The organism is Collinsella aerofaciens (assembly GCF_039836695.1).
GTDB classification, from domain to species: domain Bacteria; phylum Actinomycetota; class Coriobacteriia; order Coriobacteriales; family Coriobacteriaceae; genus Collinsella; species Collinsella aerofaciens_BD.
In genome coordinates this window covers 1-19,779 of the sequence record NZ_JBDPAC010000013.1, presented here as the reverse complement: position 1 = coordinate 19,779, position 19,779 = coordinate 1, and the positions used below count along the sequence as shown (strand labels likewise).

Sequence of the window (19,779 nt, the reverse complement as noted above, 5' to 3'; positions counted from 1 at the left end):
TGCAAAGTAACCTGACCCCTTTGCACCACCACAAAGGTGCTTGGCATCTTTGTGGTGGTCGGCGGCTAAGCGGTGGGGAGTCCTGGCGTGTTAGCTGGCTGCTGCGGTTTGAGGTGGGCGTTGCGCCAGATGATTTGGATGATGTAGCCGAGTGTAAAGACGAAGGCCACGCCGCTGATGAAGTCGCCTACGAGGGGAAGCCCCGTGAGGGCGCCTGCGATCACGCCGCCCACAGCCGCCATGGCGTAGCGGTTCTGGCTGTTTCCGACCATGCGCGCGATCGCGCACCCCGCAAAGGCGCTCGACACCAGTGCGATGCCAATAACACCGCACAAGAGGGCTCCGGCAAGCGACAGACCAGCGATAGAGATAATCAGCAGTAGGACGGCGGGGACGATAGCAATCGTGCTCAGAAGACCGCTCATCCACAGGGGCATGGGGCGCTGGTGGAGCATGCCGGCGGCGCTGGCGGTCGCGCGCGGAAAGACGAGCTCGAGCAGCAGAGCGACAAAGCAGGTCGAGAGTGCCGCGGCGACGATACCGCCGATGACATCGTTAACGGTGGAAGTATCCTCGTTCTCGGTGCGGTCGATCTTGAGCGCGCCTACCTCGGCTCCTGCGGCACGCTCGGGGTCCTCGGAGACGTGCGCGTTCACGGTGCCGGTGATGTGGGCGTTCTTGCCCAGGATGAGCTTGTCGGCCCAAACCTCGACATCGCCCTCGACGGTGCCATCGATGGTCACCGTATCGCCCGCAAGCGCTGCCGACTTGGTAGAGCCGCGCAGGGCAACCGTCTCGCCTATCGCGTAAAAACAGTTGGCGGTGCTGTCGGAATTGAGCACAACGTGCTGACCGACGACCGTGACGCTGCCATCAACCGTGGTCTTGGCGATATCGATAGTGCGTGCCGCCAAGCGGACGGCGCCGCCCACCGTGCAGTCGCGGATGGAGAGGCTCTCGCCTGCTGCAATTATGTCGCGGCCGATGGACGCATCGTCCAAGTTGAGGGCCTGACCTGCCCAGTACAGGTCACCTTCGACGCCGGACGAATTGGCGTCATTGTCGGTCGCAAGTACGTTGCCTGCGGTGTCCGTGCCGGCGAACGACGCCGTGGGAAGCGCGGTGACCGCTAGAGCGATGAGCGCGAATAAGATCGTGATGCGGCCCCACGCTTTACGGCGCTGGGTCGACGGGAATTGATTACAGGGCATAGTGAATCCTTCGTCAGATGCTCGACATGCACCTAACAGGGTACCCAACGCGTGGGCGCTCTAAAAGAACCTCTCGGTTGCATTTCGAAGGATGAGCCCGCGCCACCTACTTTTTGCGGTGCAAAAAGCGTGCGATGTCATCCTCGGTGGGGCTTTTGATATCAAAGCGCAGCGACAGCCAGCGTAGTCCCATGGTCACCACGACGCAAACGACCAGTGCGACGACATTGCTGACCAAGCCGCTCATGACAAGGCAAACATAGCTTGCCGATCCGGCGATGGCCGCGATGGCATAGAAGTTGGTGCGCTGGAAGATACCCGGCACCACACCCATAAAACCATCTCGCAGCATGCCGCCGCCCACCGCGGTAAAAAAGCCCATCATGATGCACACCGCCGGCGCAAAGCCGTAGACCAGCGCCTTGTCTGCGCCGGTTGCCGCATAAATACCCACCGAGATGATATCGAGCAGGGGAATGAGCTTTTCGGGCTTGTCGACGATTGCCGGGAAGATGTAGATGATGGCCGCGGTGGCGATGGAGAGCGGGAGCGCCATCGGTTGGTTGAGGATGTAGACATTGCCCACCTGCAGCGTCATATCGCGCAAAAGACCGCCGCCCAGTCCACAGACCACGGCGAGCGCGACGGCGCCCACCAGGTCGAGTTTGTGCTCGCGTGCGACCAACACGCCCGAGATCGATGCCGCGACGACGGCGAACATCTCGAGCCAAAACGGGATGGCAACCATGGCATCCGAGGCGTGTGCGGTAACGATCATAGCGGCGGCAACGGGCAAGATGGGGTCCTTTGAGTTACGGGTTTAGACAATGCCCGTACATAGTACATGGTTGGCGGGCGTGGCGACCCTATTGCTCGGTAAACGGTTGGGACTGGGTGGGGGCGTAGGCACCAAACGTGTACATCAGCCTCCAAAGATGTCAAAAAATGTCGGTTTTGGAGGGTGATGTACATGTTTTGGTTGGGGCGTGCTGGGATGACGCTACTCGGAAGGCGCGTCTTCGCCCTGCGCGCTCTTCCAGTTGCGGATAAGTGCCTTGCGCAGTTCGTTCTGCTTTCGCTGGTACTCGGCGTCCGTGCAGCGGGGCATACCGAGTGCTTCGCGAATGCTGTTAATGGCGCGATGAAAGGCAAGTTGACTTGCGAACTGTGCCGAGGTGAGCGCAACGATTCGATATCCCATTTGGGCGAGCACGGCCTCTCGCTCCGCGTCCGCTCCCTTGCGCTCGGTCTCATCGTGAAAGCCGCCCTTATATTCGATGCCGAGTTCTCTGCGCTGATAAGTAACAAGAGCGTCGATTTTGAGCGTTCGGGCTTTTGCGCAATGCCAGAGACGCTGAGGGATTTCGAGCGGTTTGTTGAGTTCGATACCTCGGATACCAACGCCGCCTTCGCTTGTTGGGAGCGAGAGGGCGATGGAAGATGCGGTCTCCATGGGCGAGGCTGAGTGGTCGTAGATGTGTCTGAGCGCGAGTCTGGCGCGTGTGGCGCCGGGTTTGCCAGGGTGCCGATCGAGTAGCTCGACAATTTCGTCCTTGGAGGTGGTGGTTGGTTGCTCAGTGTAAGGGTCAGAGGGATTGAGCCCCATGCGATAGTCGCCGCAAACTTCGTAACCATACTCGAGGTATTCGATCCTATCCATCCACTCGGCAGCGAGCACGACGGTGAAGGCTTCGTCGGTGATAAAGATGCCGGGCGTAAGCTCGTCAATATGGTCGTAGGGTAGGTTTTGGCCGAGAACGTGGCAAGTGACACCGTTGGTGCGAATTCGCTCGAAAGCAAATACTACGGAGATGTCGATAGTCTTGAGCATGGTGGACGGAATGCCGCAGTCGGTAAGTGCCTGCCGAATGCGCGCGATGCGTTGCTGGGTAGAGAGGCCCCGCACGCCTATCTGGTAGTCGCGTTGTGCGACGGCTTGAACCAGGTTTCGCGGTGCATGATGGACGAGCCACGCCGTTTTATGCGAAATGAGAACAGGAGTATCCATTTGGGGACCTCTCGCTTCGAGCTGAAACCAAACTCTTATGTCCGTTGAGGTGGGGAAATATACCGGATGCGAACAAATCGACTCATGCTTGGTGCGCGTCATACGCAAACATGTACATCACACTCCAAAAACGACATTTTTTGACATCTTTGGAGGGTGGTGTACATGTTTGAGATATGGGCTGGGATCGAACGCGATGGGGGCGTGGCTGAATAGGAGGGATGTCTAAATTTTGAGCGGAGCTCAAAATTTATCCGGTCGGCTTGCGCCGACCGCGCTGCGCTAAAAACGCGCCACGGGCGCGTTTTCTTTACGCTCCGCGCCCTGGCGGGTTCGAATCCCTCCTCCTCCGCCGTATTTGCTTGTTAGGGACTCAAAACAAAAAAGCTCCCATTCTCGGGAGCTTTCTCAACCAAAATGGCGGAGGAGGAGGGATTCGAACCCTCGTGACCTTATACAGGCCAAACGGTTTTCGAGACCGCCGCATTCAACCACTCTGCCACCCCTCCGCGTGGGGTAAAAACAAAGCAGGCTCGAAGGCCTGCTTTGGAATTAACTGGCGGAGAGTCAGGGATTTGAACCCTGGAGACGCTTTTGACGCCTACACGATTTCCAATCGTGCTCCTTCGGCCACTCGGACAACTCTCCGTTAAATGCGAAAGTCAGTATACACGAGGAATCGCAAAGTGCAAACAGAAAAGTTGGCATTTTTTAAAACGCTTGGCCGCGCTTGGCGTTGCAGTGGGGTTTGAGGTGCCAAAAAACGGCTTCCGACCAGCGTGGTTGATCAACTCAATTGTTCAAAAGGAGTATTCATAAGCGACTTGGCAATGAATTTAAAAATCTTTGGGTGGTGCTGTGGACCACTGGTATGCATTTTGCGACCACAGCCTTGTGCCCGTTGACCTGCGGCTTGGCTCAGCTTGTCCCCACGGCACCGTATCTTGTCCACAGATCTGTCAAGCTTTTGGTCGGCATTTGGTTGGAATGCGCATGAAACGTGGTGCGAGTATGGGCATATGTGGAGGTCATGAGGTTGTAGCTGCATATTCTTGCGGCTTGGGAGGTTGAAAGATATTATTACCAAGTCTTTTCCTGCTTCAGGCGCACCTTCACGACCTGAAGCCACATTTGCCCAGAGGAGGTGACAATATGAAGGCTTATGAACTGCTGTTCTTTGTTGACCCGTCGCTCGACCCCGAGACTCGTCTCGCTGTTATGAAGCGTATCGATACCACGATCGCTGAGGGCGCTGGCAAGGTCGACTCCGTTGACGAGTGGGGCAAGCGCAAGCTCGCCTACGAGATCAACGACCTCACCGATGGTGACTACACCCTCATCAACTTCCACGCAGATCCTACCCAGATCGCCGAGCTTGATCGCGTCCTGCGCATCACCGACGCTGTGGTCCGCCACATGATCGTCCGTCGCGACGACCAGGAGTAAGACTGTCGTTTTGGACTGGGCTTGTGCCCCAAGAGGAAGTAGTGAGTTATGAGCATCAATCGAGTGAACATCACCGGTAACCTCACCCGCGATCCCGAGCTGCGCGCCACCGCCGGCGGAACCCAGGTTCTGTCCTTTGGCGTCGCCGTGAACGATCGTCGCCGCAACGCGCAGACTGGCGAGTGGGAGGACTATCCCAACTTTGTCGACTGCACCATGTTCGGCACCCGCGCCGAGGCCGTGAGCCGTTTCCTGGCAAAGGGAAACAAGGTCGCGATCGAGGGCAAGCTGCGCTACAGCTCTTGGGAGCGCGACGGCCAGCGCCGGAGCAAGCTTGAGGTCATCGTCGATGAGATCGAGTTTATGAGCTCCCGTGGTGGCCAGGGTGGCTACGATCAGGGCGGTTACGCCCCCGCAGCTCCCGCGCCCGCAGCACGTCCTGCCGCACCGGTGGCCACGCCGCCCGCGGTCGACGTCTACGATGAGGACATCCCGTTCTAAGGGTTGTTCACCTATTTTTGAGTGAGAGGCGGCTTCGGTTCGCCGAAGTTGCCAAATGAAAGGTATTTTGACATGGCTAATGATTTTTCTGCACGTCAGCCGCGTCGTAAGTACTGCCAGTTCTGCAAGGAGAACACTGAGTTCATCGACTATAAGGACACTCAGCTTCTCCGTAAGTACATGACCGACCGTGGCAAGATCAAGCCCCGTCGCGTCACTGGCGCTTGCACGCAGCATCAGCATGACATCGCCAACGCCATCAAGCGCGCCCGCGAGATGGCTCTCCTGCCGTACACCGTCCCCGTGGTTTCCTCTCGTGGCAACCGCGACCGCGGCTAAGAAGGGAGACGCATCATGAAGGTTATTCTTCTCGATGAGATCAAGGGCAAGGGCGGCGAGGGTGACGTCGTAGAGGTCGCTCAGGGTTACGCTGAGAACTTCCTGTTCCCCAAGAAGCTTGCTGTTGCCGCCACCAAGGGCAACCTCAAGCAGCTTGACGAGCGTCGCAACAACATCGCCAAGCGCGAGGCCGTCCGTCTGGCTACCGCCAACGAGACCAAGGCTGCCTTCGAGGGCAAGACGGTCACCGTTGACGTCAAGGTCGGCGACGAGGGCATCCTCTTTGGCTCCGTTACCGCCGCTATGATCGCTGACGCCATCAAGGCTCAGCTCGGTATGGACATCGACCGCAAGCGCGTCGAGCTCGGTAAGCCCATCAAGGTTGCCGGTGCCCACACCGTTGCCATCTCGCTGTACCGCGAGATCAAGGCCGAGGTTGTCGTTCTCGTCGGCGTTACCGCCGAGGAGCTCGCTGCCGAGGCTGAGGTCGAGGAGGCCGCTGAGGTCGCCGAGGCCGAGACCGCCGAGGTCGAGACTGAGGCTGCTGCCGAGTAGCATTTGCTGCAACGCAACAATCTTGTTCTAAGAAGGGCGCTCTGGGAAGCCAGGGCGCCCTTTTTGCTTTTTAGCGCGATGCGAGCGCCATAGGGGGCGTTGCGGTGAGGTCTATTCGTGGGACCGTTCATCCGTTTGGTTCGGTGATGATTGGCGGCGCGCGGCGCGTTTTGGGACCGTGGCTGATACTATGGATGCTCGCAAGCGATATGAATGAGGATGCTCATGGCATATGACGATAGGGAGACCGGGCTGACGGTCGAGGACCGCGGCTCAAAGTTGGGTCTTCCCCAAAACCAAGATGCAGAGGCCAATGTACTGGCCGCTATGCTGCTATCGCCCGAGGTGGTCGAAGAGGCCCAGGTCGAGCTGCAGCCTGATGACTTCTACCGGCCCATTCATAAGACCATCTATACCGCGATGGTCGATATGTACAACAGCCGCATTCCCATCGACTCCATCTCGCTGATCGATTACCTGAGAAGCATCAACAAGCTCGATGCCGTGGGCGGCGAAGCGTACATTTTGGAGTTGATGGGTCAGACCTTGTCGCTCGTCAACTGGCAGCACCATGCCGCCATCGTTCGCCGCGATTCGATGCTGCGCGAGCTGATCGGCGCCACCAACGAGATCAACGCGCTGGCATATAACGCCCCCACCGACACCAAAGAGGTTGTCGAGCTGGCCGAGAGCAAGCTGCTCAAGGTCACGGCACGCGAGGTCAAGTCGAGCTACAAGACGCTGACCGAGTTTATGGTCGAGGCCTATAACGAGGCCGAGGAAGTGTGCCAGGCCGGTGGCCAGGCTGCGGGCGTGCCCACGGGCTTCCCGTCGCTCGACCGCATGCTCATGGGCTTCCGCGAGGGCCAGCTCATCATTATCGGCGCCCGCCCTGCTGTAGGTAAGACATCGTTCGCCCTGAATCTGGCGCTCAACGCTGCCGCCGCCGGTTATACCGTCGGCTTCTTCTCGCTGGAGATGTCGGGCAAGGAAATTGCCCAGCGTCTGATTTGCGCCTACGCCATGATCTCGATCAGTGACTTCCGCATGGGCCGCATTAGCCCCGAGCAGTGGGCCAATATCAACGAGGCCACGCAGACCTTGTCCAAGCTCGATATTCTGATTGACGATACGCCCGGCACCACAGTGACCGAGATTCGCGCCAAGAGTCGCCGTATGCTCCATAACAAGGAGAAGGCAATCATCATCCTGGACTACCTGCAGCTAGTGAGTCCTCCGCCGGGACGCCGCTCCGAGAGCCGTACCGTCGAGGTCTCGGAGATGTCGCGTGGTTTGAAGATCATGGCCAAGGAGCTCAAGATCCCGCTCATCGCGCTGTCGCAGCTCTCGCGTCAGGTCGAATCCCGCACCGGCAAGCGCCCGCAGCTTTCCGACCTTCGTGAATCGGGCTCCATCGAGCAGGACGCCGATATCGTTATGTTCTTGGACCGCTCCGCCGACGAGGCCGAGGCCTCGCGCGACGATCGACCCGACGAGGGCGTCACGCGTATCGTCGTGGCCAAGAACCGTTCGGGCCCGATCGGCGACGTCGACCTGATGTTCCTGCCGGCATCCACCAAGTTCTATGAGCTTGATGGGGCACATGCCGAGGAGTAGGACAGGCGCCCGTTGCACGGGTATACTGGGAATGTTTTGTGCTTCTGCGTGCCGGCGTGGCGCGTAGACAGTCCATGAATGTAAGGAGTAAACATGCCGTCAACCGTTTTGGTCGGTGCCCAGTGGGGCGATGAGGGCAAGGGTAAGATTTGCGACCTAGTCGCCGGCGACTTCGATGCCGTCGTGCGCTACTCGGGCGGCAACAACGCAGGTCACACCATCGTCGTCAACGGCAAGAAGTACGGCCTGCACCAGGTGCCCTCCGGCATCATGTATTCCGACCACGTGTCGGTGATCGGTAACGGCTGCGTCGTCAACCCCAAGGTTGTCCTTGAGGAGATCGATATGTTCGAGGCCGACGACATCACCACCAAGAACCTCAAGATTAGCGGCAACGCGCATGTCATCATGCCGTACCACATCGATCTGGATGGCGCCTTTGAGCAGAAGCTCGGCAAGAAGAACATCGGTACCACCAAGCGCGGCATCGGTCCGTGCTATCAGGACAAGATGGCGCGCATTGGCCTGCGCATGCAGGACATGCTCGACGAGGCGCTGTTCCGCGACAAGCTGGAGACCGCTCTCGCCCGTGTGAACCCCGAGCTCGAGCTCATCTACAACCTGCCCACCTACACCGTGGACCAGATTTGCGACGAGTACCTGCCGATGGCCGAGCGCCTGCGTCCCTACATCACCGAGACGAGCCTGCTGCTCAACAACATGATCGATGAGGGCAAGAACCTGCTGTTTGAGGGCGCCCAGGCGACGCTGCTCGACATCGATCATGGCACCTATCCGTACGTGACGTCTTCCAACTGCACCGCCGGCGGCGCCATCACCGGCTCCGGCGTGGGCATGAAGAACGTCGACCGCGTGCTGGGTGTCATGAAGGCCTATATCACCCGCGTCGGTTCGGGCCCCATGCCCACCGAGCTTTCCTATGAGTCCGAGGCCGGTCACACGCTGACCGAGGAGGGCTATGAGTACGGCGTGACCACCGGTCGCCGTCGTCGTTGCGGCTGGTTCGACGGCCCCATCGCCAACTACGCCTCGCGCGTCAACGGCCTCACCGATATCGCCATGACCAAGCTCGACGTGCTTTCGGCTTTCGACACCATCAAGGTGTGCGTGGCCTACGACGTCGATGGCGAGCGTTACACGAGCGTGCCCGAGCACCAGGTGCGCTTTGAGCATGCCAAGCCCATCTACGAGGAGCTTCCTGGCTGGAAGTGCGATATCACCGGCTGCCGCAGCTTTGAGGAGCTGCCGCAGGAGGCTCAGGACTACGTGGCGTTTATCGAGGATCTGGCACACACCCGCGTGACGTTCATTGGCGTTGGCGCTGGTCGCGAGCAGATTATCAACCGATTCTGGAAGTAATCGGGGCTATTTGGTTATTGCGATATACCCCTTTGCAGCCCGGACGGGCGGCCGAGGGGTATATTTGCTTGCAAAGGGCTCGCGCGGAGCGGGCCGTTCATCCATAGAGGAGGCACCCTTGAAGGCGGACACTCAAACCATCGACATCCTGTTGTTGGGCAGCGGCGGCCGTGAGCATGCTTTGGCAGCTAAGCTCGCGGCATCACCGCGCGCCGGCAAGCTCTACATCGCGCCGGGTAACGGCGGCACCGCGAGCTGCGGCGAGAACGTTGTTCTCGACGACTGCGATCCTGCGGCCGTGGCGGCGTTTGCGCAGAGCCACGGATGCGGACTCGTGGTAATTGGCCCCGAGGCTCCGCTCGTGGCGGGCGTGGCCGACGCCGTGCGCGCGGCGGGTATTCCCTGCTTTGGCCCGGGTGCCGAGGGCGCCCAGATGGAGGGCTCCAAGCTGTTCTCCAAGCAGCTCATGGAGCGTGCGGGCATTCCGACGGCAGCCTATGGTTCGTTTACCGACGAGGCTTCGGCTCTCGCCTACGTGCGCGAGCAGGGCGCCCCGCTGGTCGTCAAGGCCGACGGCCTTGCCGCGGGCAAGGGCGTTATCGTGGCGACCGAACTTGAGCAGGCCGAAGAGGCCGTGCGCGAGTGCTTTGGCGGCACCTTTGGCGATGCCGGCAACACCGTGGTTATCGAGGAGATGCTCGTTGGTCCCGAGTGCTCGCTGCTGGCCTTTACCGACGGCAAGACCGTGCGCCCCATGGCCACCTCGCAGGACCACAAGCGCGCGCTCGAGGGCGACAAGGGTCCCAACACCGGCGGCATGGGTGTCTACAGCCCGGTGCCCATCGTGACCGATGAGGAGCACGCCACGATGGTGAAGGTCATGGAGCAGACCATTGCCGAGCTTGCTGCCGAGGGCATCGACTACCGCGGCTGCCTGTATGGCGGCTTTATGCTCACCCCCGCCGGCCCCAAGGTGCTGGAGTTCAACGCCCGCTTTGGTGATCCCGAGACGCAGGTCGTGCTCCCGCGCCTTAAGAACGACCTGGTCGAGGTTATGCTCGCCTGCGCCAACTGCGAGCTTGATCAGATTGAGCTCGATTGGCGTGACGAGTGGGCCGTGGCTGTTGTCCTGACGAGCGCGGGCTACCCCGGCAGCTACGAGAAGGGCAAAGTCATCACCGGCATCGCCGATGCCGAGGCCATGGAGAACGTGACCGTGTACCACGCGGGCACTGCCGTGGTGGACGGCCAGCTCGTGACCAACGGCGGTCGTGTGCTTGCCGTGACCGCTCTGGGCGACACGTTCGAGAACGCTCGCAACCTTGCCTACGAGGCCTGCGAGAAGATTGATTTTGAGGGCAAGACCCTGCGTCACGACATCGGCCTGCGCGCGCTGCGCGGCCGCGACGCCTGGAATGCCTAAAATCCGAGAGGAATGAGACGGATGGACGAGAAGAACGAAGAACTCGTGGACGCGCAGATTGTCGAAGAGGACAGCCGCATGTATGGGCACGCCGAGGGCGAGCCTGGTGGCGAGGTCGCTGACGAGCCGGCGCTGGTGCTGGGTGATGACGACCCGCACGATGCCGAGCTGCACGAGAAGATTCTTTCGGAGGAGTGCGCCTGGAAGGGCAAGATCCTCGACGTCCACCGTCTTGAGGTTGAGCTGCCCAACGGTCACCGCAGCGCCCGCGATATCGTTCGCCATCCGGGTGCGGCGGCCGTTGTGGCACTGACCGAGAGCGGCAAGATCGTACTGGTGCGTCAGTACCGCACCGCCATTGACCGCGTGACGGTCGAGATTCCCGCCGGCAAGCTCGACCCGGGCGAGGACCCGCTCGATTGCGCCAAGCGCGAACTGCATGAGGAGACGGGCTTTAGGGCCGGTCGCATTCGCTTTTTGACGTCGATTGTCACGTCCTGCGGTTTTTGCGATGAGATCATCCACATCTACTTGGCTACCAAGCTCGAGTTTGATGCGCCCGATCCCGACGATGACGAGTTTGTCAACGTCGACCTGGTACCGCTGCACGAGCTGATCGACGCGGTACTCGACGGCAAGATCGAGGATGCCAAGACCGTCGTGGGTGCACTTGCCTGCGACAGCATTGCTCATCGTTTGGGCGGAGCGGAGCTCTAGGTTACGCGGTTTTACCAAACCGCGTAACGAGTCGACGCTGCAAACGCCCCTAAGCGGCAATCTGCCTTTCAATCGTCGCTCGCGTACCGAAGTACGCGTCGCTCCTCTTTCAAGGCACCTTGCTCGCTTAGGGACGTTTTCGCTGACGCTGCCAGAACATCGGCGTTATATCTGTCGTGGGTTTTTCTTTCGGTTCGCTTGGTCAACCGATTTTTCCGTTCTTCCTATTTCTAGAGGACCACATGCTGAAGCGTTTTCTGTCTTATTACAAGCCCCAGATGGGGCTTTTTGTTGCTGATACTATTTGTGCCCTGGTGCTTGCCGCCATTGACCTGGCGTTTCCCATTATCCTGCGCAATCTGACCGGAGGGTTGTTTACCCAGGGCCAGGCTGCCATTATGCAGGCGCTCGGTATGATCGCGGTGGGACTGGTGCTGATGTATGCCATCCGCTGCGCCTGCCGCTACTTTGTGAGCTATTGGGGCCACGTGATGGGCGCGCGCATGGAGTCCAAGATGCGTGAGGACCTGTTCGATCAGTACGAACGGTTTAGCTTTGCATACTTCGATCGCAACAGCTCGGGCGACATGATGAGCCGCGTGGTCAACGACCTGTTCGATATCTGCGAGGCGGCGCACCACGTGCCCGAATGGATTATTATCTGCGGCATTGAGATCATCGGCTCGTTTGTGATTCTGTTTACCATCGCGCCGGTGCTCGCACTCGCCATGGCTGTGGTGACAGCGGTGTTCGCGGTCATTATGTTTTGGCAGAATATGCGCATGCGCGAGGTCTTTAGCGATAACCGCAAAAAGATTAGTGGCATTAACGCGCAGCTGCAGGATTCTCTGGCGGGCATGCGCGTGGTCAAGAGCTTTGCCAACGAGGAGACCGAGCGTGCCAAGTTCCGTGCCTCTAACGACCGCTACCTTTTGTCCAAGGAGAACATGTATCACGCCATGGGCGTCTATACCGCGACGTATGGCCTGCTCTCGGGTGTGCTCTATGTGATCGTGGTGCTGCTGGGCGGCTGGCTGGTCGCCAAGGGACAGCTGCAGGCGGTCGATATGGCGACCTTTGCACTCTATATTTCGCTGTTCTGCACGCCGCTTGAGACGCTCGTCAATTCGGCCGAAACGTATCAGAAGGCTATCGCCGGCTTTAAACGTATGGACGAGGTGCTCTCGACCGCGCCGGATATCCAGGACAAGCCGGGCGCTACGGATCTGCAGGTGACTGCTGGCGCCGTGGAGTATCACGACGTGTGCTTTAACTACGAGGATGTCGAGCTGGGCGAGGGCTATGCCGACGAGCGTCCCGTTATCGACCATATGGACCTGTCCATCAAGCCCGGGCAGACCATCGCTTTGGTTGGCCCTTCGGGCGGCGGCAAGTCCACGACCTGTTCGCTGCTGCCGCGCTTTTATGACGTGGCTACCGGATCCATTAGCATCGACGGTCAGGACGTGCGCGATGTGACGCAGCAGAGCCTGCGCCGCGCCATCGGCCTGGTGCAGCAGGATGTCTATCTATTTGACGGTACGATTGGCGAGAACATCGCCTACGGCAAGCCGGGCGCTACGGCAGAAGAGATCGCCGAGGCCGCCCGTCGCGCCAACATCGATGCCTTTATCGAGTCGCTTCCGCAGGGCTACGACACCGTGGTGGGCGAGCGCGGCAGCCGTCTTTCGGGCGGACAGAAGCAGCGCGTTGCCATCGCGCGCGTGTTTCTCAAGAACCCCAAGATCCTGATTTTGGACGAGGCGACGAGTGCTTTGGATAACGAGAGCGAGGAGGCGGTGCAGGAGTCACTCGAAGAGCTGGCACGCGGCCGCACCACGATTATCATCGCCCACCGTCTTTCGACCATTAAGCATGCCGATGAGATTGCGACCGTTGAGCATGGTCGCGTTGTGGAGCGTGGCACGCACGAGGAGCTTCTCGCCCGTGGCGGCACCTATGCCCGTTACTATCGAATGCAGTTCGAAGGTGCGCGTGCGCACGAGCTCGACTGATTGATATGACAGGAAGTTTATGGCTGACAAGAACCCTTTGACTCCGGAAGAAGTGACGGAGTTATTCTCCGAAATCGATGCATCCGGCGTCTTGGATCCCACGCTCGCCAAAAAGCGTACCGAGCGCATGCGTGAGAAGGAGGCTGCGGCCAAGCGCGGTGACAAAGCGGCGCTAGCGCAGCTGCGCAGCGAGGACCGCGCGAGCCAGGCAAAACATATCGACCCGCTGTCCGAGGACGATCCTTCGGGCTCGCAGGTGAGCCATACCATTACGAAGACCGCGATGGCCGTGGTCATCGGTATTTTGGTGCTGATCGTGGGCATGCAGATTGGCTACGGCGTGATGCGTCGTCTGAACACCGCCAACCTGTCCGAGAGCGTTTCGGTCGATACCGTTTCGACCGCGCTCAAGGGTGGACTTGAATGGGGCAACGGCTTTACGCAGTTCCCGCTCGACTTTACCGTCGATGAAGCCGATGAGCGTACGGGCACGGTCGAGGTGACGGTGTTGGACACATCGTCTGCCAACGAGCTCGAGCTGCTGTCCAACGGGCAGATCCAGGCCGCGGCGCTTGCGACCAACGCGCTGCTCAACGACAAGATCGACCGCGTGGTGTATAACGTTCACGCCTATATCGACGAGGATAGCAACATTCAGCACGATTCCTTCTTTGGCATGTTCCCCGCGCGGGGCCACCAGAGCGCCATTTTGACGTTCGTGTGGACCAAGAGCTCATCCAACGCCACGAGTATCGACTGGAAGATGCGCATCGTGAGTGTGGATGACACCATCGCCGAGCGCATTCAGAAGCAGGTGAACTCGGTGTCGTCGTTGATTGAGGACCCGGTGGTGAGCCAGACCAAGATTGACGAGGAAAAGGCCGAGCGTGACCTGGAACATCGTCTGCATGGCCGCGAGATTTTCCGCGGCGGCAAGCCCGATCGCACACCGTCCGAACTGCTGGAGCAGGACAAGAAAAAATAAGACGCCATCATCCCGCGTGAGCCACAAGCCCCGCGGGATGATTTTTAATCCTCGTCCTAGAAAAATCATTATGCATAGAAAGTCATAATTATCATTTCGTAAACATTTCGATGAAATTAACGCCATGAGGCATGCTTACGGTTACAATACCGCGAGGCCTAACTACACACCTTTAAGCCGGTCCTGTGAGACCGGGAAGGAGAACTATGGCGAACAACCATACCGCGGGCGCTGCCGCCCGCACCTTCGCGCCCAGCGAGCTTTGCCAGCGTATGCTGGCCAAAACCAGCAAGGGCACCTGTGGTCCCTGCATCCTGTATCTTGAGGATGGGACCATTTTTTATGGACGTGCATGCGGCGCCGAGGGCACCGCGACCGGCGAAGTCTGCTTCAACACCTCGCTCGAGGGTTACTTTGAGGTCATGACCGACCCGAGTTATGCCGGCCAAATCGTAACCATGACCTATCCGCAGATCGGCAATTACGGTATCGACGAGACCGACGTCCAGTCGGCCTTCCCCGGCGACGCCGTGCGCCATGCGAGCGCTCCGGCTATGCGCGGCATGATCGTTCGCGACATGTGCGCCACGCCTTCTAACTGGCGCTCGGCCGTCAGCGTGCCGGAGTACCTGCGCGCTCACGGCATCGTCGCTATCGAGGGTGTCGATACCCGCGCCCTGGTGCGCCATCTGCGCGATAATGGTTCCAAGATGGGCATTATCTCGACCGAGATCTTCGACGTCGACGAGCTTGCCGAGCGTCTGGCCGCAGCGCCCACGCTGGTAGGCGAGAACCTGGTCAAGACCGTGAGCTGCGCTGAGCCCCACGCCTTTGCCGCCGTCGACCTGCCTGCCACGCATGACTTTGCACTTGCGGTTGCCGCTCCTGCCCGTCACAAGGTGGTCGCCTACGACTGCGGTGTGAAGCGCGGTATTCTGGAGGGGCTGGTCCGCGCCGGCTGCGACCTTACCGTCGTGCCGTGGGACACGCCCGCGAGTGAGGTGCTCGACATGAATCCCGACGGTGTCTTTTTGTCCAATGGCCCCGGCGACCCCGACGCCGTGGTGGAGACCTACGAGCAGGTGCAGCAGCTGATCGGCAAGGTGCCGGTCTTTGGTATTTGTCTTGGTCACCAGATGATCAGCCTGGCCTGCGGCGCCCAGATGGAAAAGCTTAAGTTCGGTCACCGCGGTGGCAACCAGCCGGTCATGAACCTGGTGAGCCGCCGCGTGGAGATCACCGCGCAAAACCACGGCTTCGGCCTGCTGTTCCCCAGCCTGGGCAAGCTTGTCCCCGAGTTTTCCGGCGGCGAGACCGAGCATGCGGCCGATGGAGATCTGCGCGTCTGGGTGCGCCGCGGAATCGCGCCGGTCGTGATGAACGAGCGCTTTGGTCGCATTCGCCTGACGCATGTGAACCTCAACGACGGCACCGCCGAGGGCATCCAGCTGCTCGACGCCCCGTGCTTCTCGGTCCAGTACCACCCCGAGGCCTCGCCTGGCCCCACCGATGCCCACTATCTCTTTACCGCCTTTACGCGACTCATGGACGGCGAGGAGAACTACCTGGACATCGATACCGCGAAGGACCGCCTTGCCGGCTGGAACTTTGCCGACAATGGTTCCGCTGCGACCGAGACCGAGGAGAACTAACATGCCGAAACGTACTGACATCAAGCGCATCCTCGTTATTGGTTCGGGCCCCATCGTTATCGGCCAGGCCTGCGAGTTCGACTACTCCGGCGCCCAGGCCTGCAAGGTGCTCAAGGAGGATGGCTTTGAGGTCATCCTGGTCAACTCCAACCCGGCGACCATCATGACCGACCCGGGTCTTGCCGACCGCACCTATGTCGAGCCCATCACCGCCGAGTTTATCGAGCGCGTAATCAAGAAAGAGCGCCCGGACGCGCTGCTGCCCACGCTGGGCGGCCAGACCGGTCTGAACGCCGCCGTCGAGCTGGCGAAAGACGGCACGCTGGACAAGTACGGCGTCGAGATGATCGGCTGCGACCTGGCCGCCATCGAGCGCGGCGAGGACCGCAAACTCTTTAACGAGGCCATGGCCGAGATCGGCCTGGAGGTCGCGCGCTCGGGCTACGCCTACAGCGTGACCGACGCCGAGGCCATCGCCGAGCGCGTGGGATATCCCTGCGTACTGCGCCCGAGCTTTACCCTGGGCGGCGCCGGCGGCGGCATCGCTCACACCCACGAGGAGCTCGTCTCCATCGTGAGCCAGGGCCTGGAACTCTCGCCCGCCCACGAGGTGCTGGTCGAGGAGTCCATCGAGGGTTGGAAAGAGTACGAGATGGAGGTCATGCGTGATCACGCCGGCGACGGCATCATCGTGTGCTCCATCGAGAACCTCGACCCCATGGGCGTGCATACCGGCGACTCCATCACCGTGGCGCCGGCGCAGACCCTCTCCGACCTGGAGTATCAGCGCATGCGTGTCGCCTCGCTCGCCATCTTGGAGAAGATCGGCGTCGAGACCGGCGGCTCCAACGTGCAGTTTGCCGTGAATCCCCAGACCGGCCGCCTGATCGTCATCGAGATGAACCCGCGCGTGAGCCGCTCGTCCGCCCTCGCTTCCAAGGCCACGGGTTTCCCCATCGCCAAGGCCGCCGCGCGCCTGGCCGTGGGCTACACGCTCGACGAGATTGTCAATGACATCACCAAGGCTACGCCCGCCTGCTTTGAGCCCACAATCGACTACTGTGTGGTCAAGGTGCCGCGCTTTGCCTTCGAGAAGTTCAAGGGTACCGACCCCACGCTCACCACACGCATGAAGGCCGTGGGCGAGATCATGGCGATTGGCCGCACCTTTGAGGAGGCCTTTGGCAAAGCCATGCGCTCGCTGGAGGACGGTCACCAGGGTATCTGCGCCGGTGGCAAGGAGGGTGCCGATAAGCTGAGCGACGACGAGCTCGCTCAAGCCGTGGCCACGCCGACCGAGCACCGCATCTTCTTTGTGGTCGAGGCCCTGCGCCGTGGCTGGGACATCGCTCGCATCCATGCCACCTGCGGCATCGACCCGTGGTACCTCAACCGCATCAACGACATGGTGCAGGTCCAGGAGAGCATCCGCGGCCTGCGTGTGGAGGATATCGACGCCGACGCGATGCGCTTGCTCAAGCAGTACGGCACGAGCGACGCCGAGATTGCCGCGCTGACCGGCTCGGACGAGCGCTTTGTGCGCGCCTATCGCAAGGGCCTGGGCGTGGTTCCCAGCATGAAGACGGTCGATACCTGCGCTGCGGAGTTCTCGAGCGCCACGGAGTACCACTACAAGACGTACGAGAACATCTACCGCACGAGTCCGGATGCCAAGAAGTGCGTGGCTCCCGACGAGACCACGCCGGCGGACAAGCCCAAGGCGATGATCCTGGGCGCCGGCCCCAACCGTATTGGCCAGGGTATCGAGTTCGATTACTGCTGCGTGCACGCGAGCTACGCGCTGGCGGCCCGCGGCTTCGAGACCATCATGGTCAACTGCAATCCCGAGACCGTTTCGACCGACTACGACACGTCAGACCGCCTGTACTTTGAGCCGCTCACCTACGAGGACGTCATGGACGTTATCGACGTTGAGCGCCCCGATGGCGTCGTGGTGACGCTCGGCGGCCAGACCCCGCTTAAGCTGGCGCGCATGCTCGAGGAGAGTGGCGTCAACATCATGGGCACCAAGCCCGATGCCATCGACTTTGCCGAGGACCGCGAGCGCTTCGCTGCTCTGCTCGACAAGCTGGGCATCATGTACCCGCCGGCGGGTCAGGCCACCTCGTTTGAGGAGGCCGAGGCCGTTGCCGCACACATTGGCTACCCGCTGCTGGTGCGTCCGAGCTACGTGCTGGGCGGCCGCGGCATGATGATCGCCTACGATGCCGAGCATCTGCGCGATTACATGGCCGAGGCTGCGCGCATTAGCCCCGACTACCCGGTGTATCTGGATCGCTTCTTGGAGGGTGCGATCGAGTCCGATGTCGACGCCCTGTGCGATGGCGAAGAGGTCTACATCGGCGGCATTCTGGAGCATATCGAGGAGGCCGGTATTCACTCCGGCGACTCTGCGACCTGCATTCCGCCGTTCAGCTTTAGCGAGAGCCTGCAGGCGAAGCTCCGTGAGACCACGCGCCGCATCGCGATGGCGCTGGGCGTACGCGGCCTGGTCAACGTACAGTATGCCATCAAGGGCGAGACCGTTTACGTGATCGAGGCCAACCCGCGTGCCAGCCGTACCGTGCCGTTTATCTCCAAGGCCACCGGCGTGCCGCTGGCCAAGTGCGCGGCGCGTATCATGGCGGGCGATTCCATCGCGAGCCTGGGCCTGCCGAGCGACGAGCGCCAGCTGGACTGGTTCTGCATGAAGGAAGCCGTTATGCCCTGGGGTCGTTTCCCGGGCGCTGACGTTATCCTGGGGCCCGAGATGAAGTCGACGGGCGAGGTCATGGGTATCGCCAAGAGCTATCCCGAGGCATACGCCAAGACGCAGCTGGCGATTGACTACAAGCTGCCCGACCCGAGCGCCGGCAAGGTGTTCATTAGCGTGTGCGACCGCGACAAGCGCCATATCCTTTCGGTCGCCCGTATCCTGCGCTATCTGGGCTTTGACATCTGCTCTACCGAGGGTACGGCACGAGTGCTGCGCGGCGGCAACGTGACGTGCGAGGTCGTGGAGAAGATTAGCGGCCCGCACGACGGCGAGCGTCCCAACATCGGCGACCTCATCGCCGATGGCAAGATCGCGGTAATCATCAACACGCCGTATGGTCCGGGTTCGCGCGGCGACGGCTATCTACTGCGCACCGAGGCCGTCCGTCGTGGCGTGACCTGCGTGACGGCGATGTCTGCCGCCAACACGTACGTGAGTGCCATCGAGGCGGTGCGCGAGGACCAGCAGGGTCACGGCAGCGCCAACGACATGGGCATGGACGTCATCGCCCTGCAGGACCTGCCGCAGCACACGGTGTAGTTGACCCGGTCGGCCGGGGCGGGAGGCGGACGCTTTCTCTCGGAAACTGGGCTTCGCGAAGTTTTCCGAGAGAAAGGACCGCCTCCCGCCCCGGCCTGCGGTGACTCGGTAGCACCGTGTGCTGCCGAAGGGGCTTTGCGCGATGACTAGGGCTGAATAAAAAGTGAGCGTGGGCTCTGTCGTTCATTCGAACGACAGAGCCCACGTTTTGTATGGGGTCTCTTGGCGAATTTTCATTCGCCAAGAGACTTTTTGCTATGGGGGAGACATGTCCCTGGACAGTTAGTTCAGATACGTATTTTTTTAAAGGCTGACGAAGGTCGATTTGGGGTCAAATGAGCCGTTTTTGGCCTTCTGGGCCGACAGAGGCGCTCGCTCAAGGGCGAGAATAGCCCATTATTGGGTCCAAAGTGGCTCCAAACCAATCCATTAATGCCAATTGGCACGGCCAAATAATACGTATCTGAACTAACTGTCCACCACCGGTAGCGCGCAGAGATGTGGTGTAAGAGGCGGGGCATGCCCCGCCTCTTTTCTTTCAAGACTTTAGTCTGCTGGCCGCGCAGCGGCCAGCTTTAAACCACCCGCTACGCGGGTGGAGACAAACGGCTTTA

15 protein-coding genes and 2 tRNA genes are annotated in these 19,779 nt (G+C 60.5%); 12 read left to right on the top strand and 5 right to left on the bottom strand.

Going from position 1 to position 19,779, the window contains the following annotated elements; genetic code table 11:
• Window positions 1-65: 65 nt before the first annotated feature.
• The 5 genes from ABG996_RS07085 to ABG996_RS07065 all read right to left on the bottom strand — a co-directional run bounded on the left by ABG996_RS07085 (window position 66) and on the right by ABG996_RS07065 (window position 3,867).
• Window positions 66-1,211: a DUF8173 domain-containing protein gene (locus tag ABG996_RS07085; protein ID WP_347479283.1), complete on the bottom strand. Its 1,146-nt coding sequence runs from the start codon at window positions 1,209-1,211 to the stop codon at window positions 66-68.
• Between the two features lie 106 nt (window positions 1,212-1,317).
• Window positions 1,318-2,007, bottom strand: coding sequence for a trimeric intracellular cation channel family protein (locus tag ABG996_RS07080; protein ID WP_229065363.1), 690 nt, complete (start codon window positions 2,005-2,007; stop codon window positions 1,318-1,320).
• 204 nt (window positions 2,008-2,211) lie between these two features.
• The gene (locus ABG996_RS07075) at window positions 2,212-3,219 is read right to left on the bottom strand and encodes an endonuclease domain-containing protein (RefSeq protein ID WP_260699555.1); all 1,008 of its coding nucleotides are present in this window, start codon (window positions 3,217-3,219) and stop codon (window positions 2,212-2,214) included.
• Between the two features lie 418 nt (window positions 3,220-3,637).
• Window positions 3,638-3,728 (bottom strand) — tRNA-Ser (locus ABG996_RS07070).
• A gap of 48 nt (window positions 3,729-3,776) precedes the next feature.
• Window positions 3,777-3,867: transfer RNA gene (locus ABG996_RS07065), tRNA-Ser, on the bottom strand.
• Between the two features lie 504 nt (window positions 3,868-4,371).
• On the opposite strand from ABG996_RS07065, the gene rpsF reads away from it, so the two are divergent.
• The 12 genes from rpsF (at window position 4,372) to carB (ending at window position 19,165) form a co-directional block, all read left to right on the top strand.
• Window positions 4,372-4,665, top strand: coding sequence for a 30S ribosomal protein S6 (rpsF, locus tag ABG996_RS07060; RefSeq protein ID WP_006235831.1), 294 nt, complete (start codon window positions 4,372-4,374; stop codon window positions 4,663-4,665).
• Window positions 4,666-4,713: 48 nt separating this feature from the next.
• Entirely contained in the window at window positions 4,714-5,166 is a 453-nt protein-coding gene (locus tag ABG996_RS07055; RefSeq protein ID WP_006235830.1) for a single-stranded DNA-binding protein, read from the top strand.
• Between the two features lie 72 nt (window positions 5,167-5,238).
• The gene (gene rpsR / locus ABG996_RS07050) at window positions 5,239-5,505 is read left to right on the top strand and encodes a 30S ribosomal protein S18 (protein ID WP_006235829.1); all 267 of its coding nucleotides are present in this window, start codon (window positions 5,239-5,241) and stop codon (window positions 5,503-5,505) included.
• A 15-nt stretch (window positions 5,506-5,520) separates the two neighbouring features.
• On the top strand, window positions 5,521-6,060 hold the full coding sequence (gene rplI, locus ABG996_RS07045) for a 50S ribosomal protein L9 (protein WP_022094073.1): 540 nt from the start codon (window positions 5,521-5,523) through the stop codon (window positions 6,058-6,060).
• A gap of 219 nt (window positions 6,061-6,279) precedes the next feature.
• Window positions 6,280-7,677, top strand: coding sequence for a replicative DNA helicase (gene dnaB, locus ABG996_RS07040; protein WP_006235827.1), 1,398 nt, complete (start codon window positions 6,280-6,282; stop codon window positions 7,675-7,677).
• Window positions 7,678-7,770: 93 nt separating this feature from the next.
• Complete coding sequence (locus ABG996_RS07035) at window positions 7,771-9,057, top strand: adenylosuccinate synthase (protein WP_347479288.1); 1,287 nt, start codon at window positions 7,771-7,773, stop codon at window positions 9,055-9,057.
• A 118-nt stretch (window positions 9,058-9,175) separates the two neighbouring features.
• Window positions 9,176-10,480, top strand: coding sequence for a phosphoribosylamine--glycine ligase (purD, locus tag ABG996_RS07030; protein ID WP_347479290.1), 1,305 nt, complete (start codon window positions 9,176-9,178; stop codon window positions 10,478-10,480).
• A gap of 21 nt (window positions 10,481-10,501) precedes the next feature.
• Window positions 10,502-11,197 carry an NUDIX domain-containing protein gene (locus tag ABG996_RS07025; RefSeq protein ID WP_347479292.1) on the top strand — a complete coding sequence of 232 codons (696 nt, stop codon included), beginning with the start codon at window positions 10,502-10,504 and terminating at the stop codon, window positions 11,195-11,197.
• A gap of 242 nt (window positions 11,198-11,439) precedes the next feature.
• Window positions 11,440-13,212, top strand: a complete 1,773-nt coding sequence (locus tag ABG996_RS07020; RefSeq protein ID WP_347479295.1) for an ABC transporter ATP-binding protein — start codon at window positions 11,440-11,442, stop codon at window positions 13,210-13,212.
• A 19-nt stretch (window positions 13,213-13,231) separates the two neighbouring features.
• Entirely contained in the window at window positions 13,232-14,197 is a 966-nt protein-coding gene (locus ABG996_RS07015) for a hypothetical protein (protein WP_347479297.1), read from the top strand.
• A 206-nt stretch (window positions 14,198-14,403) separates the two neighbouring features.
• The gene (gene carA / locus ABG996_RS07010; protein WP_347479299.1) at window positions 14,404-15,849 is read left to right on the top strand and encodes a glutamine-hydrolyzing carbamoyl-phosphate synthase small subunit; all 1,446 of its coding nucleotides are present in this window, start codon (window positions 14,404-14,406) and stop codon (window positions 15,847-15,849) included.
• A 1-nt stretch (window position 15,850) separates the two neighbouring features.
• Window positions 15,851-19,165, top strand: a complete 3,315-nt coding sequence (carB, locus tag ABG996_RS07005) for a carbamoyl-phosphate synthase large subunit (protein WP_347483855.1) — start codon at window positions 15,851-15,853, stop codon at window positions 19,163-19,165.
• Window positions 19,166-19,779 lie beyond the last annotated feature (614 nt).